20 protein-coding genes are annotated in these 19,777 nt (G+C 31.6%); 15 read left to right on the forward strand and 5 right to left on the reverse strand.

Annotation, left to right across the window (positions count from 1 at the left end; genetic code table 11):
* The first annotated feature begins 113 nt into the window (after positions 1–113).
* The gene (locus tag ANASTE_RS03895) at positions 114–659 is read left to right on the forward strand and encodes a hypothetical protein (RefSeq protein ID WP_007049650.1); all 546 of its coding nucleotides are present in this window, start codon (positions 114–116) and stop codon (positions 657–659) included.
* A 9-nt stretch (positions 660–668) separates the two neighbouring features.
* The gene (locus ANASTE_RS03900) at positions 669–881 is read left to right on the forward strand and encodes a helix-turn-helix domain-containing protein (RefSeq protein ID WP_007049651.1); all 213 of its coding nucleotides are present in this window, start codon (positions 669–671) and stop codon (positions 879–881) included.
* A 31-nt stretch (positions 882–912) separates the two neighbouring features.
* Here the strand turns inward: ANASTE_RS03900 and crcB are convergent, their stop codons facing one another.
* Genes crcB through ANASTE_RS03915 form a run of 3 tightly spaced genes read right to left on the reverse strand, consistent with a single transcriptional unit; the run spans position 913 to position 3,313 of the window.
* Positions 913–1,287: a fluoride efflux transporter CrcB gene (gene crcB, locus ANASTE_RS03905; protein WP_039944972.1), complete on the reverse strand. Its 375-nt coding sequence runs from the start codon at positions 1,285–1,287 to the stop codon at positions 913–915.
* Positions 1,288–1,290: 3 nt separating this feature from the next.
* Positions 1,291–1,809, reverse strand: coding sequence for an O-acetyl-ADP-ribose deacetylase (locus tag ANASTE_RS03910; protein WP_039945065.1), 519 nt, complete (start codon positions 1,807–1,809; stop codon positions 1,291–1,293).
* Complete coding sequence (locus tag ANASTE_RS03915) at positions 1,796–3,313, reverse strand: 4Fe-4S dicluster domain-containing protein (protein WP_007049654.1); 1,518 nt, start codon at positions 3,311–3,313, stop codon at positions 1,796–1,798. The genes ANASTE_RS03910 and ANASTE_RS03915 overlap by 14 nt, the downstream gene beginning before the upstream one ends.
* Before the next feature lie 668 nt (positions 3,314–3,981).
* On the opposite strand from ANASTE_RS03915, the gene ANASTE_RS03925 reads away from it, so the two are divergent.
* A complete protein-coding gene (locus ANASTE_RS03925) occupies positions 3,982–5,685 on the forward strand; it encodes a B12-binding domain-containing radical SAM protein (RefSeq protein WP_007049656.1) in 1,704 nt (567 codons plus the stop codon).
* A gap of 10 nt (positions 5,686–5,695) precedes the next feature.
* A complete protein-coding gene (locus ANASTE_RS03930) occupies positions 5,696–6,142 on the forward strand; it encodes a GNAT family N-acetyltransferase (RefSeq protein WP_007049657.1) in 447 nt (148 codons plus the stop codon).
* A gap of 47 nt (positions 6,143–6,189) precedes the next feature.
* Here the strand turns inward: ANASTE_RS03930 and ANASTE_RS03935 are convergent, their stop codons facing one another.
* Positions 6,190–6,630, reverse strand: coding sequence for a hypothetical protein (locus ANASTE_RS03935; protein ID WP_039944977.1), 441 nt, complete (start codon positions 6,628–6,630; stop codon positions 6,190–6,192).
* Between the two features lie 117 nt (positions 6,631–6,747).
* Between ANASTE_RS03935 and recD2 the strand changes: the two genes are divergently transcribed.
* The 7 genes from recD2 (at position 6,748) to lepB (ending at position 15,101) form a co-directional block, all read left to right on the forward strand.
* On the forward strand, positions 6,748–8,961 hold the full coding sequence (gene recD2 / locus ANASTE_RS03940) for an SF1B family DNA helicase RecD2 (protein WP_007049659.1): 2,214 nt from the start codon (positions 6,748–6,750) through the stop codon (positions 8,959–8,961).
* Between the two features lie 12 nt (positions 8,962–8,973).
* A complete protein-coding gene (locus tag ANASTE_RS03945; protein ID WP_039944980.1) occupies positions 8,974–9,714 on the forward strand; it encodes a ComF family protein in 741 nt (246 codons plus the stop codon).
* Positions 9,715–10,069: 355 nt separating this feature from the next.
* The gene (locus ANASTE_RS03950) at positions 10,070–10,591 is read left to right on the forward strand and encodes a ribosome hibernation promotion factor (RefSeq protein ID WP_007049661.1); all 522 of its coding nucleotides are present in this window, start codon (positions 10,070–10,072) and stop codon (positions 10,589–10,591) included.
* A gap of 181 nt (positions 10,592–10,772) precedes the next feature.
* Positions 10,773–13,106: a DUF5317 domain-containing protein gene (locus tag ANASTE_RS11295; protein WP_007049662.1), complete on the forward strand. Its 2,334-nt coding sequence runs from the start codon at positions 10,773–10,775 to the stop codon at positions 13,104–13,106.
* Between the two features lie 48 nt (positions 13,107–13,154).
* Complete coding sequence (locus ANASTE_RS03960) at positions 13,155–13,829, forward strand: tRNA threonylcarbamoyladenosine dehydratase (protein WP_007049663.1); 675 nt, start codon at positions 13,155–13,157, stop codon at positions 13,827–13,829.
* 11 nt (positions 13,830–13,840) lie between these two features.
* Positions 13,841–14,512: a uracil-DNA glycosylase gene (locus tag ANASTE_RS03965; RefSeq protein WP_007049664.1), complete on the forward strand. Its 672-nt coding sequence runs from the start codon at positions 13,841–13,843 to the stop codon at positions 14,510–14,512.
* A 70-nt stretch (positions 14,513–14,582) separates the two neighbouring features.
* Positions 14,583–15,101 (forward strand): signal peptidase I, encoded by a 519-nt coding sequence (lepB, locus tag ANASTE_RS03970; protein ID WP_007049665.1) that lies wholly within the window; start codon positions 14,583–14,585, stop codon positions 15,099–15,101.
* A 115-nt stretch (positions 15,102–15,216) separates the two neighbouring features.
* Here lepB and ANASTE_RS03975 read toward each other — a convergent pair whose 3' ends face one another.
* The gene (locus tag ANASTE_RS03975; RefSeq protein WP_007049666.1) at positions 15,217–15,999 is read right to left on the reverse strand and encodes an MBL fold metallo-hydrolase; all 783 of its coding nucleotides are present in this window, start codon (positions 15,997–15,999) and stop codon (positions 15,217–15,219) included.
* Between the two features lie 165 nt (positions 16,000–16,164).
* On the opposite strand from ANASTE_RS03975, the gene ANASTE_RS03980 reads away from it, so the two are divergent.
* The 4 genes from ANASTE_RS03980 to ANASTE_RS03995 are packed head-to-tail and all read left to right on the forward strand — an operon-like array spanning position 16,165 to position 19,738.
* On the forward strand, positions 16,165–16,662 hold the full coding sequence (locus tag ANASTE_RS03980) for a hypothetical protein (protein ID WP_007049667.1): 498 nt from the start codon (positions 16,165–16,167) through the stop codon (positions 16,660–16,662).
* A 15-nt stretch (positions 16,663–16,677) separates the two neighbouring features.
* Positions 16,678–17,376, forward strand: a complete 699-nt coding sequence (locus ANASTE_RS03985; RefSeq protein ID WP_007049668.1) for a response regulator transcription factor — start codon at positions 16,678–16,680, stop codon at positions 17,374–17,376.
* Positions 17,360–18,799: a sensor histidine kinase gene (locus ANASTE_RS03990; RefSeq protein ID WP_007049669.1), complete on the forward strand. Its 1,440-nt coding sequence runs from the start codon at positions 17,360–17,362 to the stop codon at positions 18,797–18,799. The genes ANASTE_RS03985 and ANASTE_RS03990 overlap by 17 nt, the downstream gene beginning before the upstream one ends.
* Before the next feature lie 18 nt (positions 18,800–18,817).
* A complete protein-coding gene (locus tag ANASTE_RS03995) occupies positions 18,818–19,738 on the forward strand; it encodes a serine O-acetyltransferase (RefSeq protein WP_007049670.1) in 921 nt (306 codons plus the stop codon).
* Positions 19,739–19,777: the final 39 nt, after the last annotated feature.

Here is a 19,777-nt window from a genome sequence, read left to right on the forward strand (position 1 = left end):
TCTATTATATTTTATGTAAAATATAAATTATTTATCGTTTATCATTAAATTTTTATTGACAAACAAGTTTAAACGTGCTATCTTTAAATTAAGAAAACTTAAGGAGAAATAAAATGAACGAACAGAAAGAAAAGATAAACAGTTTAAGCAAGGTAATTTGTATATTTTGCAAAATCACAAAAGTATGTATCATAATAGCAATGATACTGATAGCGATGGCTATAGGTGTTACATTATTGTCATTGGGACAAACAGAAGGGATTTGGACTTCCGTATCAAATATTTTATCGGAAGACTACATTATAAACGGGTCATTGAATGTTTTCTATGCAGTCTTGGAATTTACAAATGCATTGATATCAGGAGTTATTTTATACCTTTTAACCGACAGTACATTGAATCTTTTTGAAAGCATAGAAAACAGTCATACACCTTTTGACATTAAAAATATCAATATCATAAAGAAAATAGCGAACATAATGAAGATATTGGTAATAGTTCCTCCTGTACTATCCATTTCAATAGCAACAATATTTCAAACGACAGCAACGATAAATTTCAACTTTTCTATGATTTTGGTGGTAATAGTATTCTACTGCTTATCCGAAATATTTGCATACGGAGCAAAACTCCAAAAAGACGCTGACGAAACATTATAGGAGTAAAATATGGCAATTATATTAAGATTGGACAGAGTAATGGCGGACAGGAAAATATCCCTTGGAGAACTTGCGGATAAAGTAGGTATATCAAACGTAAATCTATCAAATATAAAAAGAGGAAAAATAAGTGCAATCAGATTTTCAACACTTAATTCAATATGCGAAGTACTTGATTGTCAGCCCGGAGATATTTTGGAATATCAAAAAGACGAAGAATAAAAACAAAAAAGCAGACTATCATAGTCTGCTTTTAATTTACAATCAAACCCGCAACGTATTTTCCGGCTAAGACACCTACTATACAAAGGATTACACTGGATAATACATATAATCCCGCAAATACAACTCTTCCGCATTCGATGAGGTTTACAGTTTCCAAAGAAAATGTAGAAAAAGTCGTAAATCCTCCGCAAATCCCGGTTTGTAAAAACAGCTGCAAATCTTTACTTATGTATCCGCTGTTCCCTGCCACTGAAGAAATAAATCCAATTAAGAATGAACCGAGCAGGTTTATCATCAATGTCACAAAGGGAAAGTCGGAAGAAAATGAAAAAATATTCCCTGCCAGATACCTAAGAGAAGCCCCTATAAAACCGCCTAAACCCACAAACAATATATTTATCATCATTTATCTCCCAATTAATTTCTCTAATGATTTTACATAATAATCATAAGTCCTTTTATCAAAACAAACTATTTTTACTTCTTTTATCGTATCATCTTCACTTAAAAAATCCAGTATTGCATTTACAGCTATCTCACTTGCTTCATTCAAAGGATAAGAATACACACCTGTACTTATAGAAGGAAAAGCGATCGTCTTAACACCGTTCTCTTTAGCAAGTTTAAGTGAATTTTTATAAGCACTTTTAAGAAGCACAGCTTCATTATCTTTACCGCCTCTGTATATCGGTCCGACGGTATGGATAACATATTTGGCTTTTAAATCATATCCTTTTGTTATCTTTGCCTCCCCCGTCCTGCACCCGTGCAGGGTCCTGCATTCTTCGAGAAGTTTCTTCCCTGCAGCTCTATGTATGGCGCCGTCAACGCCTCCACCTCCAAGCAGAGAGGTGTTTGCGGCATTGACTATGGCGTCTGTCTCTTCCTTTGTTATATCGCCCATAACGATTTTACATCTTTCCATCATCTATACCTGCCTCATCGATTTCTTTTATATATTTGTTTTCATATGCTTCTTTGTTTTCTGCTTTGTTTTCAAATCCTTTTATTTCTTTTTCGCCTTTAGCCTGAGAAATAAGTGTGCCCATTCCTCCTACACAGCCTCCGGGACAGCCCATGCCTTCCAAAAGATACCCGTTTCTTTTACCTGATTTTGCAAGAGTAAGTATTTTCTTGCAGCCTTTTAGCCCGTCGGCTCTGTCTGTCATGACTTCAAGTTCGGGATCGAGTTTATTTATTGCTCCAACAATGGCTTTTGTAACCCCTCCCGAATATCCGTAGCCTCTTCCTGCAGCAGTTGCGTCATCAAGTTTTTCTCCTTCAAAACTATCCACATCTATTCCTTTTGCTTCAAACATTCCCGCAACCTCTTCAAAAGTAAGGACGTAATCCACATCGCTTTTTACGCTTCTCCTGTTCGCTTCAAGCTTCTTAGCGGAACAAGGCCCTATAAATACTATTTTTGCATTTGGATGGTTTTCTTTTATTACTCTCGCAGTAGCGACCATAGGTGTAAGTGCGGGAGAAACATATGGTGCGATATCGGGATAATCTCTCTTTGCCATAACAGCCCATGAAGGACAGCAGGAAGTAGCAAGGAAAGGTTCTTCACCTGTCTTTACCTTTTCGATAAAATGCTTTGCTTCGAAAACAGCACCCATATCGGCTCCGAGGGCAACTTCGATAACATCGCTGAACCCAAGTTTTAATAATGCTTCTTTTATCTTTTCCGGACTGGCACCTTTTCCGAACTGACCTACAAAGGCAGGTGCGATTTCCGCAATCACTTCATTATTATTTTGAATAGCCTTTATAGTTTGATAAATTTCTGATTTATCACTTACCACACCGAAAGGACAAGCAACTATACACTGTCCGCAGGAAACGCATTTTTCATAATCTATCTTTGCATTCCCCTCTTCGTCCTCGGTATATGCGTTAACCCCGCAGCTTGCTTTACAAGGTCTGTCAAATTTAACTATTGCATTATACGGACAAGCCTCTACACATCTTCCGCATCTAACGCATTTATCCTTGTTTATTACGCTTTTTCCGTTCTCGAAGTAAACTGCATCAACGGGACAAACTTCACTGCAAGGATGAGCATAACAGCCTCTGCAGTTGTTTGTAACAAAGACAGTATTCTCTTCACACTGCATACAAGCCTTCGAAACTACATTGACAAGAGGCAGATTTAATACATTTTTCTCTCCTAAAATATTTTCTTTGTCCTTATCCTCATCAAATGGAGTTTCATTACTGCTTACGTCCAGACCGAGAGCAAGCCTTATCCTCTCCAAAATCAAAGCTTTTTCTCTCTTTTTATTAGTTATCTTGTTATCTTGTTCCTCAACGATTTCAGCTGCTAATTTTTCAAGCTCCGGTTCCTTGTTTTCATAAGCAAGCAATGCAACTTCTTTAAATACTTTTCTTCTTATATCAACGATAGGCGTAAAAATCTCTTTCATAAATCTCTCCTTAACACAGATTAATATAATTTATTATATAATATTATTTACCATAATTAGAAAATTTATAATTTTAAATTGTATTTTAGTATTTATATATATTTAATATATTTCATTTATTAGCATAAATGAATATAAGCCAATCATAAAAAATAAAGTGTACGGATTGAAAAAATAATAAACGACTCTAAATATACTTAAACACCAAAGAATAGATAATAAAATAAAAGCTGATATCAAAATAATCTTATTTATCTTTTCCTGTTTAAACTCATTATAATTCTTAATAAGTATAAATATAAAAACAGAAGCTGTAATTCCTACAATTACATCCATAAAATATCTAACTTGCATCGTCATTAAAAACCTACCATAATAATAATCCAGTTTTGTTTTAAAGTAGGGAATAAAAAATATAAGATAAACCGGCAGTATCATCAACGATAAATAATATAATTTCTTCTTCATATTAAATTCTCCTTTAAAAATATGTAAATTTATAATCCTTCTTTATAAGATATTATACCATACGAGCCTTAAAATCGAATACATATAGCATATAACCTCATTAATTTATTTTCAAAATCAATAAAAATTGATAAAAGCCTTTAAATTATTTATTTAAAAAGATATACTTCTAAATATAACTTTTACTTAGGGAGAAAAACATGAAAGTAACTTTAGTAGGAATAAACTCAGCCTATTCACATACAAACTTAGCTGTATATTATCTTTTAAATAATTCCATACCAAAAGGAGTTGACGCAGGAGTAAAACAGTACAACATAAATATGCTGGAAGAAAATGTAATCGAGGACTTATTTTACGAGAAAAGCGATGTTTACATATTCTCATCTTATATTTGGAATATAGAGTACGTGCTTAAAGTAGCTTCATCATTAAAAAAGACGACAAATGCAAAAATAGTTTTGGGAGGAAGTGAAGTCAGTTTCAATGCAAAGAATTACTTTGATAGATACGACTTCATTGATTATATACTTGCAGGAGAAGGCGAAGAGATAACTTATGATTTGCTCAACGGGATCAATAATAATAAAAAAATAAGTATAGTAAACGTATTTGACAAAAATTCCAAAGACTACAATTATATAAAGAAGCATATTGACTTCAATAAAGTTATATTCCCTTATAAAAATGTAAATATGGAAGACTTTCAAAATAAAATCATATATTATGAAAGTCAAAGAGGATGTCCATACAACTGCAGCTACTGCTTATCGGAACTTGATAAAAGTCTGAGGTTCAGAGATTTAAATAAAGTAAAAGAAGAAATAATGTTCTTTATTGATAACAATATCCCTTTGGTCAAATTTATCGATAGGACTTTTAATGCAGACAATAAAAGAGCAAAGGAAATAATCAGGTTTATACTTAGAAACAGCAAACACACAAAATTTCATTTTGAAGTATGTGCAAATCTGCTTGATGACGAAATAATCGAGCTACTGGGAAGTGCTCCAAACGATATGTTTCAGCTGGAAATAGGACTGCAGTCTATCAATGAACATACCATTAAGGAAATAAACAGAACTACTGATACGGAAAAAATAGGTATCAATGTTTTAAAACTGTTAAAAAACGATAATGTTCATATACACTTGGATCTTATTTCAGGTCTTCCCTATGAAGATTTAAATTCATTTAAAGAAAGCTTTAATTTTGCTTATAATTTAAAACCACATATGCTTCAGCTGGGATTTTTAAAAATCCTTCACGGAACTATGATAGAAAAGAAAAAGAAAGATTATGATTTAAAATATAATGATTTTACACCATATGAAATATTATCAAATAAATGGTTAAGTTATGAAGATATATCTAATTTGAAAAATATAGAATTCCTCATAGACAGATATTTTAACTCAAATAATTTTTACAATACACTGGAATTTTTTGTAAATAGAATAGCAGATTCACCTTTTGAATTTTATGAAATGCTAAAGGATTATTTTATAAAAAATGAATTATTTAAAAGAAGCATAAGTAAAGATGATTTATATGAAATCTTATATGATTTTTTTAAAGCATACGATGAAAAAACTGCTTATAATCTATTAAGTTTTGATTATTTAAGTTATGTTAAAATCAGAAAACCTAAAAAAGAGTTCATAGAAAAAATAGAAGTTTTAAACAAAGAAGAAGTTTTTGAAATGCTGAAAACCGAAGATTTCAGAGAATTATACTTAAATGAATACAACGAACTTTCAAATAAAGAAGTTTATAAAAAAATAAGTCTATATAAATTCACTATAAACCCTATTACAAAAGAAAAGAAAGAAACATTGATATTATTTAAAAACAAAAAACAAGATAAAGTAAGATTAGGTCATGAATATTTTTGTTTAAGCTAAGGAGAAAAAAATGGAAATAATTAAAATAAATAAATTAGAAGAAAAGGAATTAAACTTTTTATTAAATTTATGGGAAGAAAACGTAAGAGTCACACATACTTTTTTAAATGAAAATGATATCTTAAAATTAAAGCCTATAGGAAAAGAGGCATTAAAACAAATACAACATCTATTTATTATAAAAGATGATGACATCATTAAAGGTTTTATGGGGATAGAAAATGATAAGATAGAAATGTTATTTATAGAAGTAGACAGCAGAGGAAATGGTTACGGAAAAAAATTAATTGAATATGCTATAAATAACTTAAATATAAAATACGTTGATGTAAACGAACAAAATCCAAAAGCTCTGGGATTTTATGAATATCTCGGGTTTGAAGTTTTTAAAAGAGATGAATGTGACGACCAAGGAAATGACTTCCCTATTTTGCATTTAGAGTTAAAAAATAAATAAATCATAAAATAAAAAATAAACCTCACATTAAAATATCATGTGAGGTTTTAAATTTCATCTGCATTTCTCATATAACTTGCGACATCATCAGGTACGGCAAAATCATATCTGGCACCTATCGATTTAAATCTTACGACAGACTTATCCTTATATACAGCAAAACTGCTGGAATCTTTTTTATTGCTCAATATGTATTCATAACAATATTTTTTATCGAATGATTCTTTTTTGTTATGATTATAATCCGACTTATCACTTGCTTTCCATTTATCTATGTGTAAATTATCCACAAATGCAGTTATTCTTTTTTTATCTTTTATTACCTTTATAACATTACCATTTGTCCTATCTATTACTTCCATCTTTTGAGAAGATTTCAGGACATCACTGTACTCCCCTATCGGTTCCGACTTGTTAGCGGAAGAACAAGAATAGAAAAACACACATGACAACATTATAAGAAGCATGCAACTTAAAAACCTTTTCATAATTCCCTCTCAAAACTCTCGTTTTACCTATACTATCACAGTTTTTAAATTTTAACTATAGATTATATAACTTTTTTACTAATTATGATATAATTTTTTTATTAATGAGGTAAAAAAATGGTTGAAACGATAAAAGGAACGATAGATAGGATAATATACCACAATTCAGATAACTTATACACGATTGCAGATGTAGATGTTAACGATATACTCATAACCATTGTCGGTTATTTTGAAAATTTAAAACCGGGAATAGAAATAGAAGCTGATGGTGAATATATTAATCATATAAAATACGGAGAACAATTTAAAGTAGAGAAACTAGAGATAGTCATCCCTACCGACACGGATTCAATTTATAACTATTTAAAAAGCGGAATGGTCGGAGGTATCGGACCTAAAAAAGCAAAAGAAATAGTGGATCATTTTGGAGATAAAACTCTGGAAATTTTAGAGAAAGATCCAATGAGACTTTCCGAGGTAAAGGGGATCGGAAAAAAGACAGCTCTTCTCGTAGGACTTGAATACAAAAATCAAGGCAATATGAGAGATATAGTCTTAAAACTTTCGAAATACAATATCAAACCTAACTACGCAAAAAAATTATACGATGAATATAAAGGCGATACTTTAAATATAATCCAAACAAATCCTTATGCACTGATTGACGACGTATATGGAATAGGATTTAAAAGAGCGGACCAAATTGCCATGAGCGTAGGAATAGAAATGGAAAGCCCTTACAGGATCATCAGCGGCATAAAATATACTCTTAGCAGCTGTTACAGAGACGGTAATACTTATATACTAAAAGACGAACTCGAAGAAAAGGTCGCTAAGATACTGGGAGTAAACAAGGATATAATATCTCATAATTTAGCTAATTTATTTCTGGACGACAGCGTTATACTCGAGGTTACGGAAGATGAAGAAAGATGTTTCTTAAAAGAATTATACGAGTGTGAAATTGAAAGCGCCAAAAACCTTATGGGGCTGATTTCTTATAATGAAAAGGACAGTGAAGAAATCGACTTTGATAAACTCATTAAAAAATATGAAGAAATAAACGAAATAAACCTTGATAAAACTCAGAAGGAAGCAGTTATAAGTGCAATAAAATCAAAAGTATCTATAATTACAGGAGGACCCGGAACAGGTAAAACCACAATTATAAATGCTATTATTTATATACTCGGAAGTATAGGAGAAAAATATACATTAACGGCTCCTACGGGAAGGGCCGCAAAAAGAATGAGTGAATCGACCAAAAGTGAAGCAAAGACTATTCACAGGCTGCTTGAATATGAATACACTTTGGAAGACGATCATTTTTTATCATTTGGAAAGAATGAAGATAACACAATAGACAGTGATTATATAATAATAGATGAAATGAGTATGGTCGATATCTCTCTTTTTGATGCATTCTTAAAGGCTGTAAAAAATAAAACCTCATTATTATTCGTAGGAGATATAGACCAACTTCCTTCGGTAGGTGCAGGAAATGTACTCTCCGATTTAATATCAAGCGAAATATTTCCCGTTACAAAACTCGATACCATATATCGTCAGGATAAAGAAAGCTTGATAATAACAAACGCTCATAGAATCAACAAAGGCAAAATGCCGATACTAAAAAAAGAAGCTGATGATTTTTATTTTATAAACACCATAACTCAAGAAAAAATCAAAAGAAATATATTAAATATAGTCTACAATTACAAGAATACACCTTTGAAAAGATATGACCTATTAAAAGATTTTCAAATCATATCTCCGCTTAAAAAAGGACTTGCGGGCGTAAGCGAGCTTAATAAATCAGTTCAGGATATATTAAATCCTGCCCATAATACTAAAAATGAAATACAGCACGGTTCAACTACCTTTAGAGAAAATGATAAAGTAATGCAGATAAAAAATAATTATCAAATAAAATGGACGGATATCAACACTCTTAAAAAAGGAGAAGGTGTTTTCAACGGGGATATGGGAATAATAAAAAAGATCGATAAAGAAAAACAAACTCTTGAAATAATATTCGATGATGAAAAGAGAGTCATATACCCTAAAGAGCAAATGGAAGAACTTAACCTTTCTTATGCCATTACGGTACACAAAAGTCAGGGAAGTGAATTTAAAGCAATTATAATACCAATATTCAGCGGATACTCCGGTTTTTTAAACAGAAATTTATTATATACTGCCGTTACCAGAGCCAAAGAAATGGTCATATTGATCGGAGAAGTCAACGGACTTAAGTCAATGATTAAAAGTGTGCAAAAAAATAAAAGAAAAACCACACTGGCTGAAAGACTTCACGACTTTTTATAAAGGAAACGACACATGAACGAAAATAATATAGTAATACAAGTAATAAACAGAATATTGTTTCCAAGAAATCCGAAATGCAGCGTATGCAACAGAATCTTAATCCACAAAGATGATATTTACTGCAGTAAATGCGATGAAAAGCTTGAATGGATACATAGCAGAAGATGTGATATTTGCGGAAGAGCCATGAACAGCAACGGATATTCAAACATTTGTGAGAACTGTGAAAAGGACGAAAATTATTTTTCGGAAGGTTATAGTTTATGGAGTTACGATAAATATTCCAAAAGAATAATAAAGAAAATCAAGTACGGAGGATATGAAAGGCTAGCAATAAATTTAGGTGAAGTCTTATATAAAAACACTTTAAATCTGGATTTTCTAAACGAAATCGATATCGTTATCCCTACCCCTTCAGACAAAATAAGATTTATAAAAAGAGGATATAATCAAGCATATTTAATAGCTAAAGGCTTTTGTGATAAAAGGGATTTACCTTTAAGAGAGGATATCGTACTAAAAGAAATAGCGACAAAAGATCAAATCGGTCTTAGCGAAAAGGAAAGAAAAGCGAATTTAAAAGGTGCATTCAACGTCAAGAATAGTAATGTTATAAAAGACAAAACAATATTGATTGTTGATGATGTTTTAACAACAAGTGCAACGATAAACGAGATAAGCAAAGTACTTTTGGAGCATAATGCAAATAAAATATACTTTTTAACCATAACTTCCAAAAAAAATATCAATTAAAAGACTATAAAAGTAGAAAATTTATGAAAACGTGTTATAATATAAATAAATTAATAATTATTTATTTATATTATAAACTGAATATACATCTATATATAGTAGATTAAGATAAATATAAACACATAATACACTTAAAAATAAATTAAAATATAATTAGTTCGAAAACAAATAAAATATGACCGAAACAAATTTACCTTTAAGTTATTCAAACCGTCAAGAGAAATAATATTAATAAAAAAGTTGATGATGTTTGTTTTATAAAGATAAGTTTGTTAAGAGATATTACTAGAATATTGAAAAGGTTAAATTCATATTTTAGTACAAAACCATTTATTAAAGAAACGAGGTAAATAACATGAGAACTGACATTAAATTTAAAAATTATAATGGTGACTATGCTTTACTTGAAAAAGAATTGGAAAAGAAACTTTCTAAATTAGATAAATATTTTCCAAAAGATCCTAAAGCAAACATTATGATAAGCGAAATAAGAGGCCTTGTTACAACTGAAATCACTGTTACGGTTGACTCTACATTTCTTAGAGTAGAAGTATCAGATAGGGATGTAAGGAATGCAGCGGACAAAGCAATAGAAAAATTGGAAGCTCAAATCAAGAAAAACAAAGAAAAACTAAAAAGAAAACTTACAGACTCTATCAGATATGATGAAAGCGAAGAAGATGTAGAACAAGAAGATTTAAAAATCGTTAAAAGCAAAAAATTTGCAATCAAACCAATGTCTGCGGAAGAAGCTGCATTACAAATGGAACTCCTTGGACATATGTTCTTTGTATTCTTAAATGCGGATGATGAAGCAGTAAATGTAATATATAAGAGAAAAGATGGTCAATATGGCTTAATTGAGCCAGAATTTTAGACTAAATTCTTAAAAAGTATTGAATTTTTATTCAGAAAAATGTTAAAATGTAGTGTCTATGGTTTTAGCTATAGGCACTACAACAATATTTGGTAGAAAATTGTATAAAATATTTATTTTTATTAGAACGAATAGATTAATAATACTTTAGCTTTTTTACGGTATAGGAAAGGAATTGATTATGTTTTTACTTGAAATCGCAATTATATCCATAATAGTTGGACTAATACGAAAAGGAAGTATAAAAAACTTTTTTATCGGAGGACTGAGAGGCTGGTACATTTTCCTTGTAGCCATAGTGCTTTTTATGTCCCAGAAAGTATTGGCTTTGGCAGGTGTCACAGCATTAAATGATTATGCTTTCTGGATAACTATAGCAGCATACATACTACTATTTGTAGGACTATTCTTAAATTTGGAAGGGATATGGGCCTACGGTCTACTTATCGGAGCTTTAATGAACTTCGTTATAATCGTTTTAAACGGAGGATTAATGCCGGTAAGCGAAACGGCACTCGCCACAGCGGGACTAGGAAACGCCGTCGGAGCTTATATGACCAAATTCGGTTCAACCATGGCTGTTGCGACAGACTCAACTATATTCTTATGGAAATATTTGGGAGCGATAATCCCTCTTCCTTTACCTTCTATTCTAGGAGAAGTATTGACACCTGGAACCATAGTTATGGGTATTGCTTCATTTGGTTTTATACAAAGTATTATGACCACTCAATATATGGATGAAGACGAATATGAAAGATACATGAGTGAGTTAAGCAGCGAAGATAAAAAAGATATCCCTCTTCTTGACGATGCTTTGGAAGCAAAAAAAGAAGCTAAAGGCAAAGATGATATTTCAGATGATGACCTTGACTACACCGCAAACATAAGTGACGAGACAAAAGAGCTGCTCGAACCTAGCAATGATGACCATACATTTGACGATTTAAAAGATGATGCACTTCAAAACACTAACGAAGATCTCGGTGATGACTTCTTTGCGGATTTTGAACTCGATGATTTAAACGAGCAGGATATGAACGAAGAAGCGGAAGAAGCTATAAACGAAGAAGAGCTTTCAGAACTTGAAGAAGAGGGTTCTAAGCTGGAAGATGAAGACTTATTAAAAGAACTTGAAGATGAGTTTAATGAAAACGAAGAAGAGCTATTTAATGAAGATGAGTCATTGGATGAATTAATGGATGATGCATTCTCAGAAGATGAATTCGAAAGCGAAGATGAAGACGAGTCATTTGATTCTTTATTAGACGACGCATTTGGAGAAGAAGCGGAAGAAATACCACAGACTGAAGAAGCAGAACCTATGGAAGATATTGCTGACAGCGATGATAATTTATTCGGTGATATTGCTCCAATAGCCGGAGCAGCGGGACTTGCGGCTGCAGGACTTGCTATGGCAGATAATAAAAATAATGAAAAAGAACCTGACCTTGAAGAATTATTGAATGAAGCTCTCGGAGATGATGAAGATGACGAAGACATCAACGAACTTCTAAATGAACTTAGAAACTTATCTAATGAAGATGATGATGTTAAGAGTATAATGGATACTGATAACACAGAGGAATTGACATTAGATGAAGATGATAATGAAGACAGCGGTATTGATTATGATTTCTTTAAAGACGAAGAAGAAAATATAAGTGAAGTAGAAACAGTACAAGCCGAAGACTATGACAAAATAGAAGCGTATAAAGAAGAAGATACTTCTAATATAATTACAAAAGAAGATGAAGATTTATTAGATAACGAGCCTAGTATCTCATCAAGCGAAAACATAAAAGATGCAAAAGAAATGCTTAGAAGAGTCGGAACACCGAAAGTAAAAGCATCTGATCCCGTAAATCCTATGCCTGATGTAGATGTAGACAGTCCTTTCATTATTGCTGATGGAAGAATTGTTGAAAACCCTTATTACAAATTTAAAAAAGGTACATCATCAAGAAGAGAAGAAGCATTATCATCTCCTCAAATAGATGATAACGGGATTTATGTTATGAGCGGTGGAGGGCTTGCAAAAGTCAAAGGAGACAAAGTAGAGCCTCAAATACCGAAAGATACTCCAAGGAAAACTCCGGTAAGAAAATCAAATATACCTAACCTAACATCTACACCAAGCTTTATAGATAAAGCAAAAGAAGAAATAGTAGAAGACAAACAGGAATTTGAACAATTCAGACCGGAACCTCAGGCGACTTTCACAAGAAGAGAAGAGCCTCAAAAAGAAACATCAAGAAGAGATATGTATTCTCAGTCAGTTATAAATACTCCGTCCCAAAGAGAACCTAGTATGACCATAGTCAATGATTCATCTACCGGAAGAACGATAAGTACAAACAGAGACAGTTACAACTATCCTAAAGAACAAGTTTTAAGAACAACAAGAGAACCTGTTTTGGATGAAAGCGGAAGAGAAGTTCCAAATCCATATGAAAAAGTGGAAATGAAAATCGGAGATGTGGAAATCAAGTTCTGGAAAAAAGATAATCAATAAAAAGTATAACCACGGCTGGTCCGTGGTTATTTTTATAAGGAGCATAATATGAGATTTTATAAGAACGAACTTCTTATAGGAAAAGCCAATGTAGAAAGACTGAAAAATAAAAAAGTATTGATAATCGGCTGCGGAGGAGTCGGAGGATTTGCTGCAGAAGCGATTGCAAGAAGCGGGATTTTTAATATTACAATAGTAGATAATGATATTATAGATATTACTAATTTAAACAGACAAATAATTTCTTTATCGTCAAATATAGGTAAAAATAAAGTAGATGTATTATACGATAGAATTAAAGATATAAATCCGAGTTGCAGCGTAATAAAAATAAAAGAATTTATTAATAACGAAAATGTAAAAGATATAGTAACAAAAGATTTTGACTATGTAATTGATGCAATAGATTCAATGACAAGTAAAATCGACTTGATAGAATATTGCTATAACAATAATATAAAAATCATATCTTCTATGGGGATGGGAAACAGATTATCCCCCGAAAACATAATAATAGATGATATATATAAAACCAAGTACTGCCCTATGGCAAAAATAATCAGAAAAGAACTAAGGAAAAGGGATATCAAACATTTAACGGTCTGCTATTCACAAAATGAAGTAAATAAGCGTTATAAAGAGCCTTCCAGTATGATATTTGCACCCGGTGTATGCGGTATTAATATGGCTTATAAAGTAATAAACGATTTAATAGAAACTTAAGGAGAAAGATTATGGCAGTTGAATTTAAAAATGATTGGCAGGAAATTTTAAAAGACGAATTTCAAAAGGATTATTATAAGGAACTTAGAAAAAAACTGGTATACGAATATAAGCATTATAAAATATATCCGGATATGTATGATCTATTTAATGCACTTCATTATACTTCTTACGAGGATACTAAAATATGTATCATAGGTCAGGATCCATATCATGGTGAAGGACAGGCTCACGGACTTTCATTCTCGGTCAGAGAAGGCGTTCAGCCCCCACCCTCCCTTCTTAATATATACAAAGAAATGGAAGATGATTTGGGAATAAAGCCTCCTAAGACCGGTTGTCTCATTCCCTGGGCGAAACAAGGTGTACTTCTATTAAATGCAGTACTTTCAGTAAGAGCAAACAGTGCTGCAAGCCATAGGAGCCTCGGATGGGAAGAATTTACGGACAGGATAATAGAACTTTTAAACGAGAGAGAAAAACCATTGGTATTCATACTATGGGGAAATTTTGCTATTTCGAAAAAAGAACTTATAACAAACCCAAACCACCTAATATTAACAAGCCCTCATCCAAGTCCGCTATCTGCAAACAGAGGATTTTTCGGTAGTAAACCTTTCTCAAAAGCAAATACTTTTTTAGAACAAACCGGACAAACTCCAATTGATTTTTCTTTAGAATAATCAAAAAAACACTTTACAATTTATAAATATGGCAGTATATTATATAAAGACTTATTTTTAGGAGATAAATATGAAAAGCGACATAAAAGAAATATTAAGTTGGATAATAACTATTGCCATAGCTATAATATTGGCATTACTTATAAGAACATATATATGCGAACCTGTAATGGTAAAACAGACCAGCATGTACCCTACCCTAAACGATTCGGATAAAGTACTGGCGAGTAAAATATCATATCTTGCGGGAGAACCTAAATTTCAGGATATCGCAGTTGTAAAAATAGATGAAAATAATGACTATGTAAAAAGAGTAATAGGACTGCCGGGAGATACTGTTGAAATCAGAAACTCAAAGGTATACGTAAACGGAGAACAGATAGATGAACCATATATCTCGGATGACATTGTATATGATGATAACCCTTTAATAAAGGTACCGGAAGGGAAATATTTTGTTATGGGAGACAACAGACCTAATTCCGAAGACAGTAGGTCTGATAGAATAGGATTAATATCAAGAGACCAGTTTAAAGCTAAAATAGTTTACAGACTTCTACCGTTCAGTAAATTCGGTAAAGTAAATTAAAAGACCATTTAATATGGTCTTTTTTATTATATATATAATTTTATATTTTATATATACACTTATTTATATCTTATATCAGTAATTTTAAATAAAAAAAGAAGTCTAAGCTTCTTTTTTATTTTATGGTCATCTCTTCCCCCGGTTTTGTGAAGAAGTCCGTAGGAGGAAGTTCTCTTTCATATTTTTTAAACACTCTGAAAGTATTATACAGCCAGTTCCCCTTATCCATTTCTTTATTCGGAAGATGAACAACTATAACTCTTCTGGGGTTTAATCTGTTTATAAGCTCTCTCCCGGCTTTAAGACCTATATAAGGAAAAGGAGCAAATAAAACATCTATTTCTTTTTCAAACATACCCGCTTGTTCAAAATTTTCTATATCAGGTGCGCTGTCACCTAAATGCATGAAAGTCTTTCCGCCAAACTCAAAATAATAAGCAAAGTTATCTACATCTTCATAATTTTTTCCATCATGCTGCATTGATATAGCTTCGAAAGGAATATCTTTTAATCTTATTACTATAGATTTTGAATAAGGAATATCAAGCTCATGGACCTGAGAAACTATTATAGGATCAAAATTCGGTGCTTCTTTTAACATATCCCTTATTGTATATGTGCAAATCAGCTGCGTGAGCCTATTATTTTTAAGTATCTCACAAACAGCCGAAGCATCAAAATGTTCACTATGATGATGAGTAAATATCATTACATCGATTTTATCATAAGGTTCCCTACCCTCTATCATACATTTTAAAACTTTCTCATCAGTATTATAATAAGGAGGAACGTGTTTAGTGTGAACAGCATCTATCAATACTTTTCTTCCCTTATTTTCAAGTAAAACGCCTGCATTGGCTATATATTCTAAGGTTACATTCTTTTTATTAAATGCCATAAAAAATACCTCTTTTTTCTTTATTGTAGCATTTTAATTATACAATTTTTTATGCTTTTAAACAAGTTAATATAATTTGTTTTTAATAATTTATAAATAATTCTTTAATATAATTAGATTATTATGTTAATATTAAATTGTATCTTAGAAAACAAGAGGAATACTATGAAACTAGATCAAGATAAAATTGAAATGCTTAGAGAAGAAACAGGCAGAGATTACGGATTTTGTCAGAAAGCACTCTTAAAATGCAGAAATGATTACGATAAAGCACTTATATATATTGATAATTACGATGACAGATATTTTATCAGGCTTTATAAACACGTTGTTTCAATAACTTTCGGAGAAAAAAGTTATCGTTTTAAAATAAACAGCATGGATGAAAATATCATAGATATACCATTATTGATCCCTATAGCTATTTGCATAATACTCCCCGTCCCTTCTGTTTTTATCGGACTTCTTATGATACTGATCATGATAACAAATTCTTCAATAACACTGGATGTTATAAACAGTGAAGATGTTCCCATACCTCTCAAAAGGAAAGAAAGACTTAAGAAAAAAACAAATAAATATAATAAAAAAAATACACCTATTGTAAATCATGCCAAAATCATTAAAGATAATGAAGGCTATAGTATAATAGACATTAAATAAGTATAGGAGAATGATATGAAAGAAATACTATTGGTAGAAGACGAACTCAAAATAGCAAGATTTTTACAGCTTGAACTCACTCATGAAGGATATAATCTAACTGTTGCTACCGAAGGCAGAGACGGATTACTTAAAGCAATGGATGATAAATATGATCTTATAATACTTGATTTAATGCTTCCTAATCTAAGTGGGATCGAGATATGCAGAAGACTCAGAGCAAATAAAATCACAACTCCGATCATTATGCTTACTGCAAAATCCGATGTTTCTGATAAAGTTATGGGACTTGATATAGGTGCAGATGATTATATGACAAAGCCATTCGCCATAGAAGAGCTTTTAGCAAGAATAAGAAAGATTTTATCAAGACAGGTAGTAATAAGTGAAACCAAGGAAAGAGAAGCCGTTATAAAAGCAGGAAAAATCACTCTTGATAAAAATACTTACACAGCTCACTTTGAAGATGAAGAAATCTCACTTACCAAAAAAGAATTCGAACTTTTAGAGTATCTGATGATAAATAAAAATATAGTACTTACAAGAGAACAAATCGTCAGTAATGTTTGGGGATATGATTATGAATCCGAAACAAACGTAACTGATGTATATATAAGATATTTAAGAAGCAAAATAGATCAAAAATACGATACACATTACATTAGAACCGTAAGAGGAATAGGCTATCAGTTTAAAGATGACGAAGAAGAATAAAAAAACCAAAGACAATAATATACAAACGGATAAAAAGGTAAAGAAAGCAAAGAGCATAAAACAAAAGACTGCTCTTTGGTATACTTACCTTTATCTTTTAATTGCAATAATCTCGGTTATAATATTGAGTATTACCCTACTCAGAAGCACATATAAAGAAGTATACAAAGAAAACAGCAAGATAGATAAAAGTATTACAAATACTCTTAAAAGCGGAGATTTTAACGATACGGAGTATATTAAGCAAAACCTATCTAAAATAGAAAAAAAACACTCCGATTCTGTGATAGCTTTAATTAATTCAAACGGGAATTATTACTTACTCGATAAAAATGAAAAAATAGATAATTATATAAAAGGTTTAAAAGAAAACTTTTGGTTTGAATTAATACCGAGGGCTTCGCTTCTTGATAAAGGCTATTTAGTCAGCAGCAGAGATATTGAAGCAAATAACGAAGTGTATAAACTTTTAATTTTCTATCCGGCAATGCCTTTTATAAACAAACTTGCAGCAGTACTTCCTCCCATAAGTATAGTTTTATTTTTAGGTGCTTTTATGATGCTTATACTGGGCAGAATGAAGCTGGGAAAAATACTGGCGCCAATAAATGAAATGAATAGGACCGCAAGGAAAATAACTACCGAAAATTTAGATTTAAGACTGGATGTTACAGGTGCTGAGTACGAACTGAAGGAACTTGCAAAAACTACAAATGAAATGATAGATTCTTTTCAGGAAGCATATGAAAAGCAGGAAAGATTTGTATCCGATGTTTCACATGAATTAAGAACACCTATATCTGTTATTTCAGGTTATGGAAATATGCTTAAGCGATGGGGAAAAGAAGATGAAGAAATACTTAACGAAAGCGTAGACTCAATTATATTTGAAGCCGAGAATATGAAAAACCTCGTAAACAGATTATTGTTCCTGGCTAAATATGATAAAAAGAACTTAAACTATAAATTTGAAAAAACAAATCTAAGTGAAACCATAGGTATAGTAATAAAGGATTTAAGCGTTACTCATCCGGATATAACCATTCTGCATAAAATAGATGAAAATGTATATATAATGGCAGATGAATTCAGGATCATAGAAGTTATAAGGATTTTTGTGGACAATGCAATAAAATATTCAAATAAAGATGATATAACATTAAAAATAAATTTACAAAAACAGGAAAATAATGCTATACTAACTATTAAAGATAATGGAATGGGTATAACCGACGAAGACTTAAGAAACATATTTGATAGATTTTATCGAACGGATAAATCAAGAAATAAAGAAACCGGTGGTATGGGGCTTGGTCTAAGCATTGCAAAAGCTATTGTTCTCGACCATAAAGGCAGGATTAGAGTTAGGACAAAAGAAAATGAAGGCAGTGAATTTTCCATTATTTTACCTTTATTAAAATAACGAAAGGGAGATACATATATGGGAAATATGAAAAACTGGCTTGAAACAAGAAGTAAAGAAATATCAAGTCAGGTTGTGGATATCAATAAAAAAGAGCTGACAGACGAAGGAATTAGCGGATTTGGCACAAAATTAAGAGTAACGGATATAATTAAAAATTTAGAAGCAGGGCTATTTCCAACTATATATGAAAAAGATTTAGATAATAAAGAGTTTATAAATATTTATGTAAGAAAAAGACTCAATATGGCAGCTATGGAACTCAACGGCATAATAAGAGAAGTATTTATAAATATGTGCGATAAATCAAAAAAAGATGAAAACTGTGATAAATGCACTAAAAAAGCAGACGAAGCTACCATAAAGTTCATGGAAAGTATACCAAAAGTAAGAGAAATTCTTTCTACAGATATCGTTGCAGCATACAACGGAGATCCGGCTGCAATGAGTATCGAAGAAATTCTTCTTAGTTATCCATACTTGGAAGCAATAACTATTCAAAGACTTGCACACGAACTATTCTTACTGGAAGTACCTTTAATTCCAAGGATAATGACAGAATATGCACATGCCAGAACAGGAATCGATATACATCCGGGAGCTAAAATCGGAAAATACTTTTTTATAGACCATGCTACAGGTGTTGTTATAGGAGAAACATGTGTAATAGGAGACAATGTAAAATTATATCAGGGAGTAACCTTGGGCGCCAAAAGCTTCGAGCTTGATGATGATGGAAACCCTGTAAAAGGTGTTAAGAGACATCCGAACATAGAAGATAACGTTATAATATATTCAGGAGCCACAATCCTAGGAGGCACCACCACCGTAGGAGAAGGTTCTATAATAGGCGGCAGCGTATGGCTTACAACGAGTGTTCCTAAAAATTCAAGAGTATATAATAATACTCCGGATAATTTAATTGAAGTTGCAAAATAAAAAACTGATAATCATATCAGTTTTTTATTTTTTATTGGA

This window comes from Anaerofustis stercorihominis DSM 17244, assembly GCF_000154825.1.
Lineage (GTDB): Bacteria > Bacillota > Clostridia > Eubacteriales > Anaerofustaceae > Anaerofustis > Anaerofustis stercorihominis.

What these genes read in the sequence shown, in the direction of transcription:
- ANASTE_RS03895 (WP_007049650.1), top strand. Translation starts at nt 114, where the DNA reads ATGAACGAACAGAAAGAAAAGATAAACAGTTTAAGCAAGGTAATTTGT.
- ANASTE_RS03900 (WP_007049651.1), top strand. Translation starts at nt 669, where the DNA reads ATGGCAATTATATTAAGATTGGACAGAGTAATGGCGGACAGGAAAATA.
- crcB (WP_039944972.1), bottom strand. Translation starts at nt 1,287, where the DNA reads ATGATAAATATATTGTTTGTGGGTTTAGGCGGTTTTATAGGGGCTTCT.
- ANASTE_RS03910 (WP_039945065.1), bottom strand. Translation starts at nt 1,809, where the DNA reads ATGGAAAGATGTAAAATCGTTATGGGCGATATAACAAAGGAAGAGACA.
- ANASTE_RS03915 (WP_007049654.1), bottom strand. Translation starts at nt 3,313, where the DNA reads ATGAAAGAGATTTTTACGCCTATCGTTGATATAAGAAGAAAAGTATTT.
- ANASTE_RS03925 (WP_007049656.1), top strand. Translation starts at nt 3,982, where the DNA reads ATGAAAGTAACTTTAGTAGGAATAAACTCAGCCTATTCACATACAAAC.
- ANASTE_RS03930 (WP_007049657.1), top strand. Translation starts at nt 5,696, where the DNA reads ATGGAAATAATTAAAATAAATAAATTAGAAGAAAAGGAATTAAACTTT.
- ANASTE_RS03935 (WP_039944977.1), bottom strand. Translation starts at nt 6,630, where the DNA reads ATGAAAAGGTTTTTAAGTTGCATGCTTCTTATAATGTTGTCATGTGTG.
- recD2 (WP_007049659.1), top strand. Translation starts at nt 6,748, where the DNA reads ATGGTTGAAACGATAAAAGGAACGATAGATAGGATAATATACCACAAT.
- ANASTE_RS03945 (WP_039944980.1), top strand. Translation starts at nt 8,974, where the DNA reads ATGAACGAAAATAATATAGTAATACAAGTAATAAACAGAATATTGTTT.
- ANASTE_RS03950 (WP_007049661.1), top strand. Translation starts at nt 10,070, where the DNA reads ATGAGAACTGACATTAAATTTAAAAATTATAATGGTGACTATGCTTTA.
- ANASTE_RS11295 (WP_007049662.1), top strand. Translation starts at nt 10,773, where the DNA reads ATGTTTTTACTTGAAATCGCAATTATATCCATAATAGTTGGACTAATA.
- ANASTE_RS03960 (WP_007049663.1), top strand. Translation starts at nt 13,155, where the DNA reads ATGAGATTTTATAAGAACGAACTTCTTATAGGAAAAGCCAATGTAGAA.
- ANASTE_RS03965 (WP_007049664.1), top strand. Translation starts at nt 13,841, where the DNA reads ATGGCAGTTGAATTTAAAAATGATTGGCAGGAAATTTTAAAAGACGAA.
- lepB (WP_007049665.1), top strand. Translation starts at nt 14,583, where the DNA reads ATGAAAAGCGACATAAAAGAAATATTAAGTTGGATAATAACTATTGCC.
- ANASTE_RS03975 (WP_007049666.1), bottom strand. Translation starts at nt 15,999, where the DNA reads ATGGCATTTAATAAAAAGAATGTAACCTTAGAATATATAGCCAATGCA.
- ANASTE_RS03980 (WP_007049667.1), top strand. Translation starts at nt 16,165, where the DNA reads ATGAAACTAGATCAAGATAAAATTGAAATGCTTAGAGAAGAAACAGGC.
- ANASTE_RS03985 (WP_007049668.1), top strand. Translation starts at nt 16,678, where the DNA reads ATGAAAGAAATACTATTGGTAGAAGACGAACTCAAAATAGCAAGATTT.
- ANASTE_RS03990 (WP_007049669.1), top strand. Translation starts at nt 17,360, where the DNA reads ATGACGAAGAAGAATAAAAAAACCAAAGACAATAATATACAAACGGAT.
- ANASTE_RS03995 (WP_007049670.1), top strand. Translation starts at nt 18,818, where the DNA reads ATGGGAAATATGAAAAACTGGCTTGAAACAAGAAGTAAAGAAATATCA.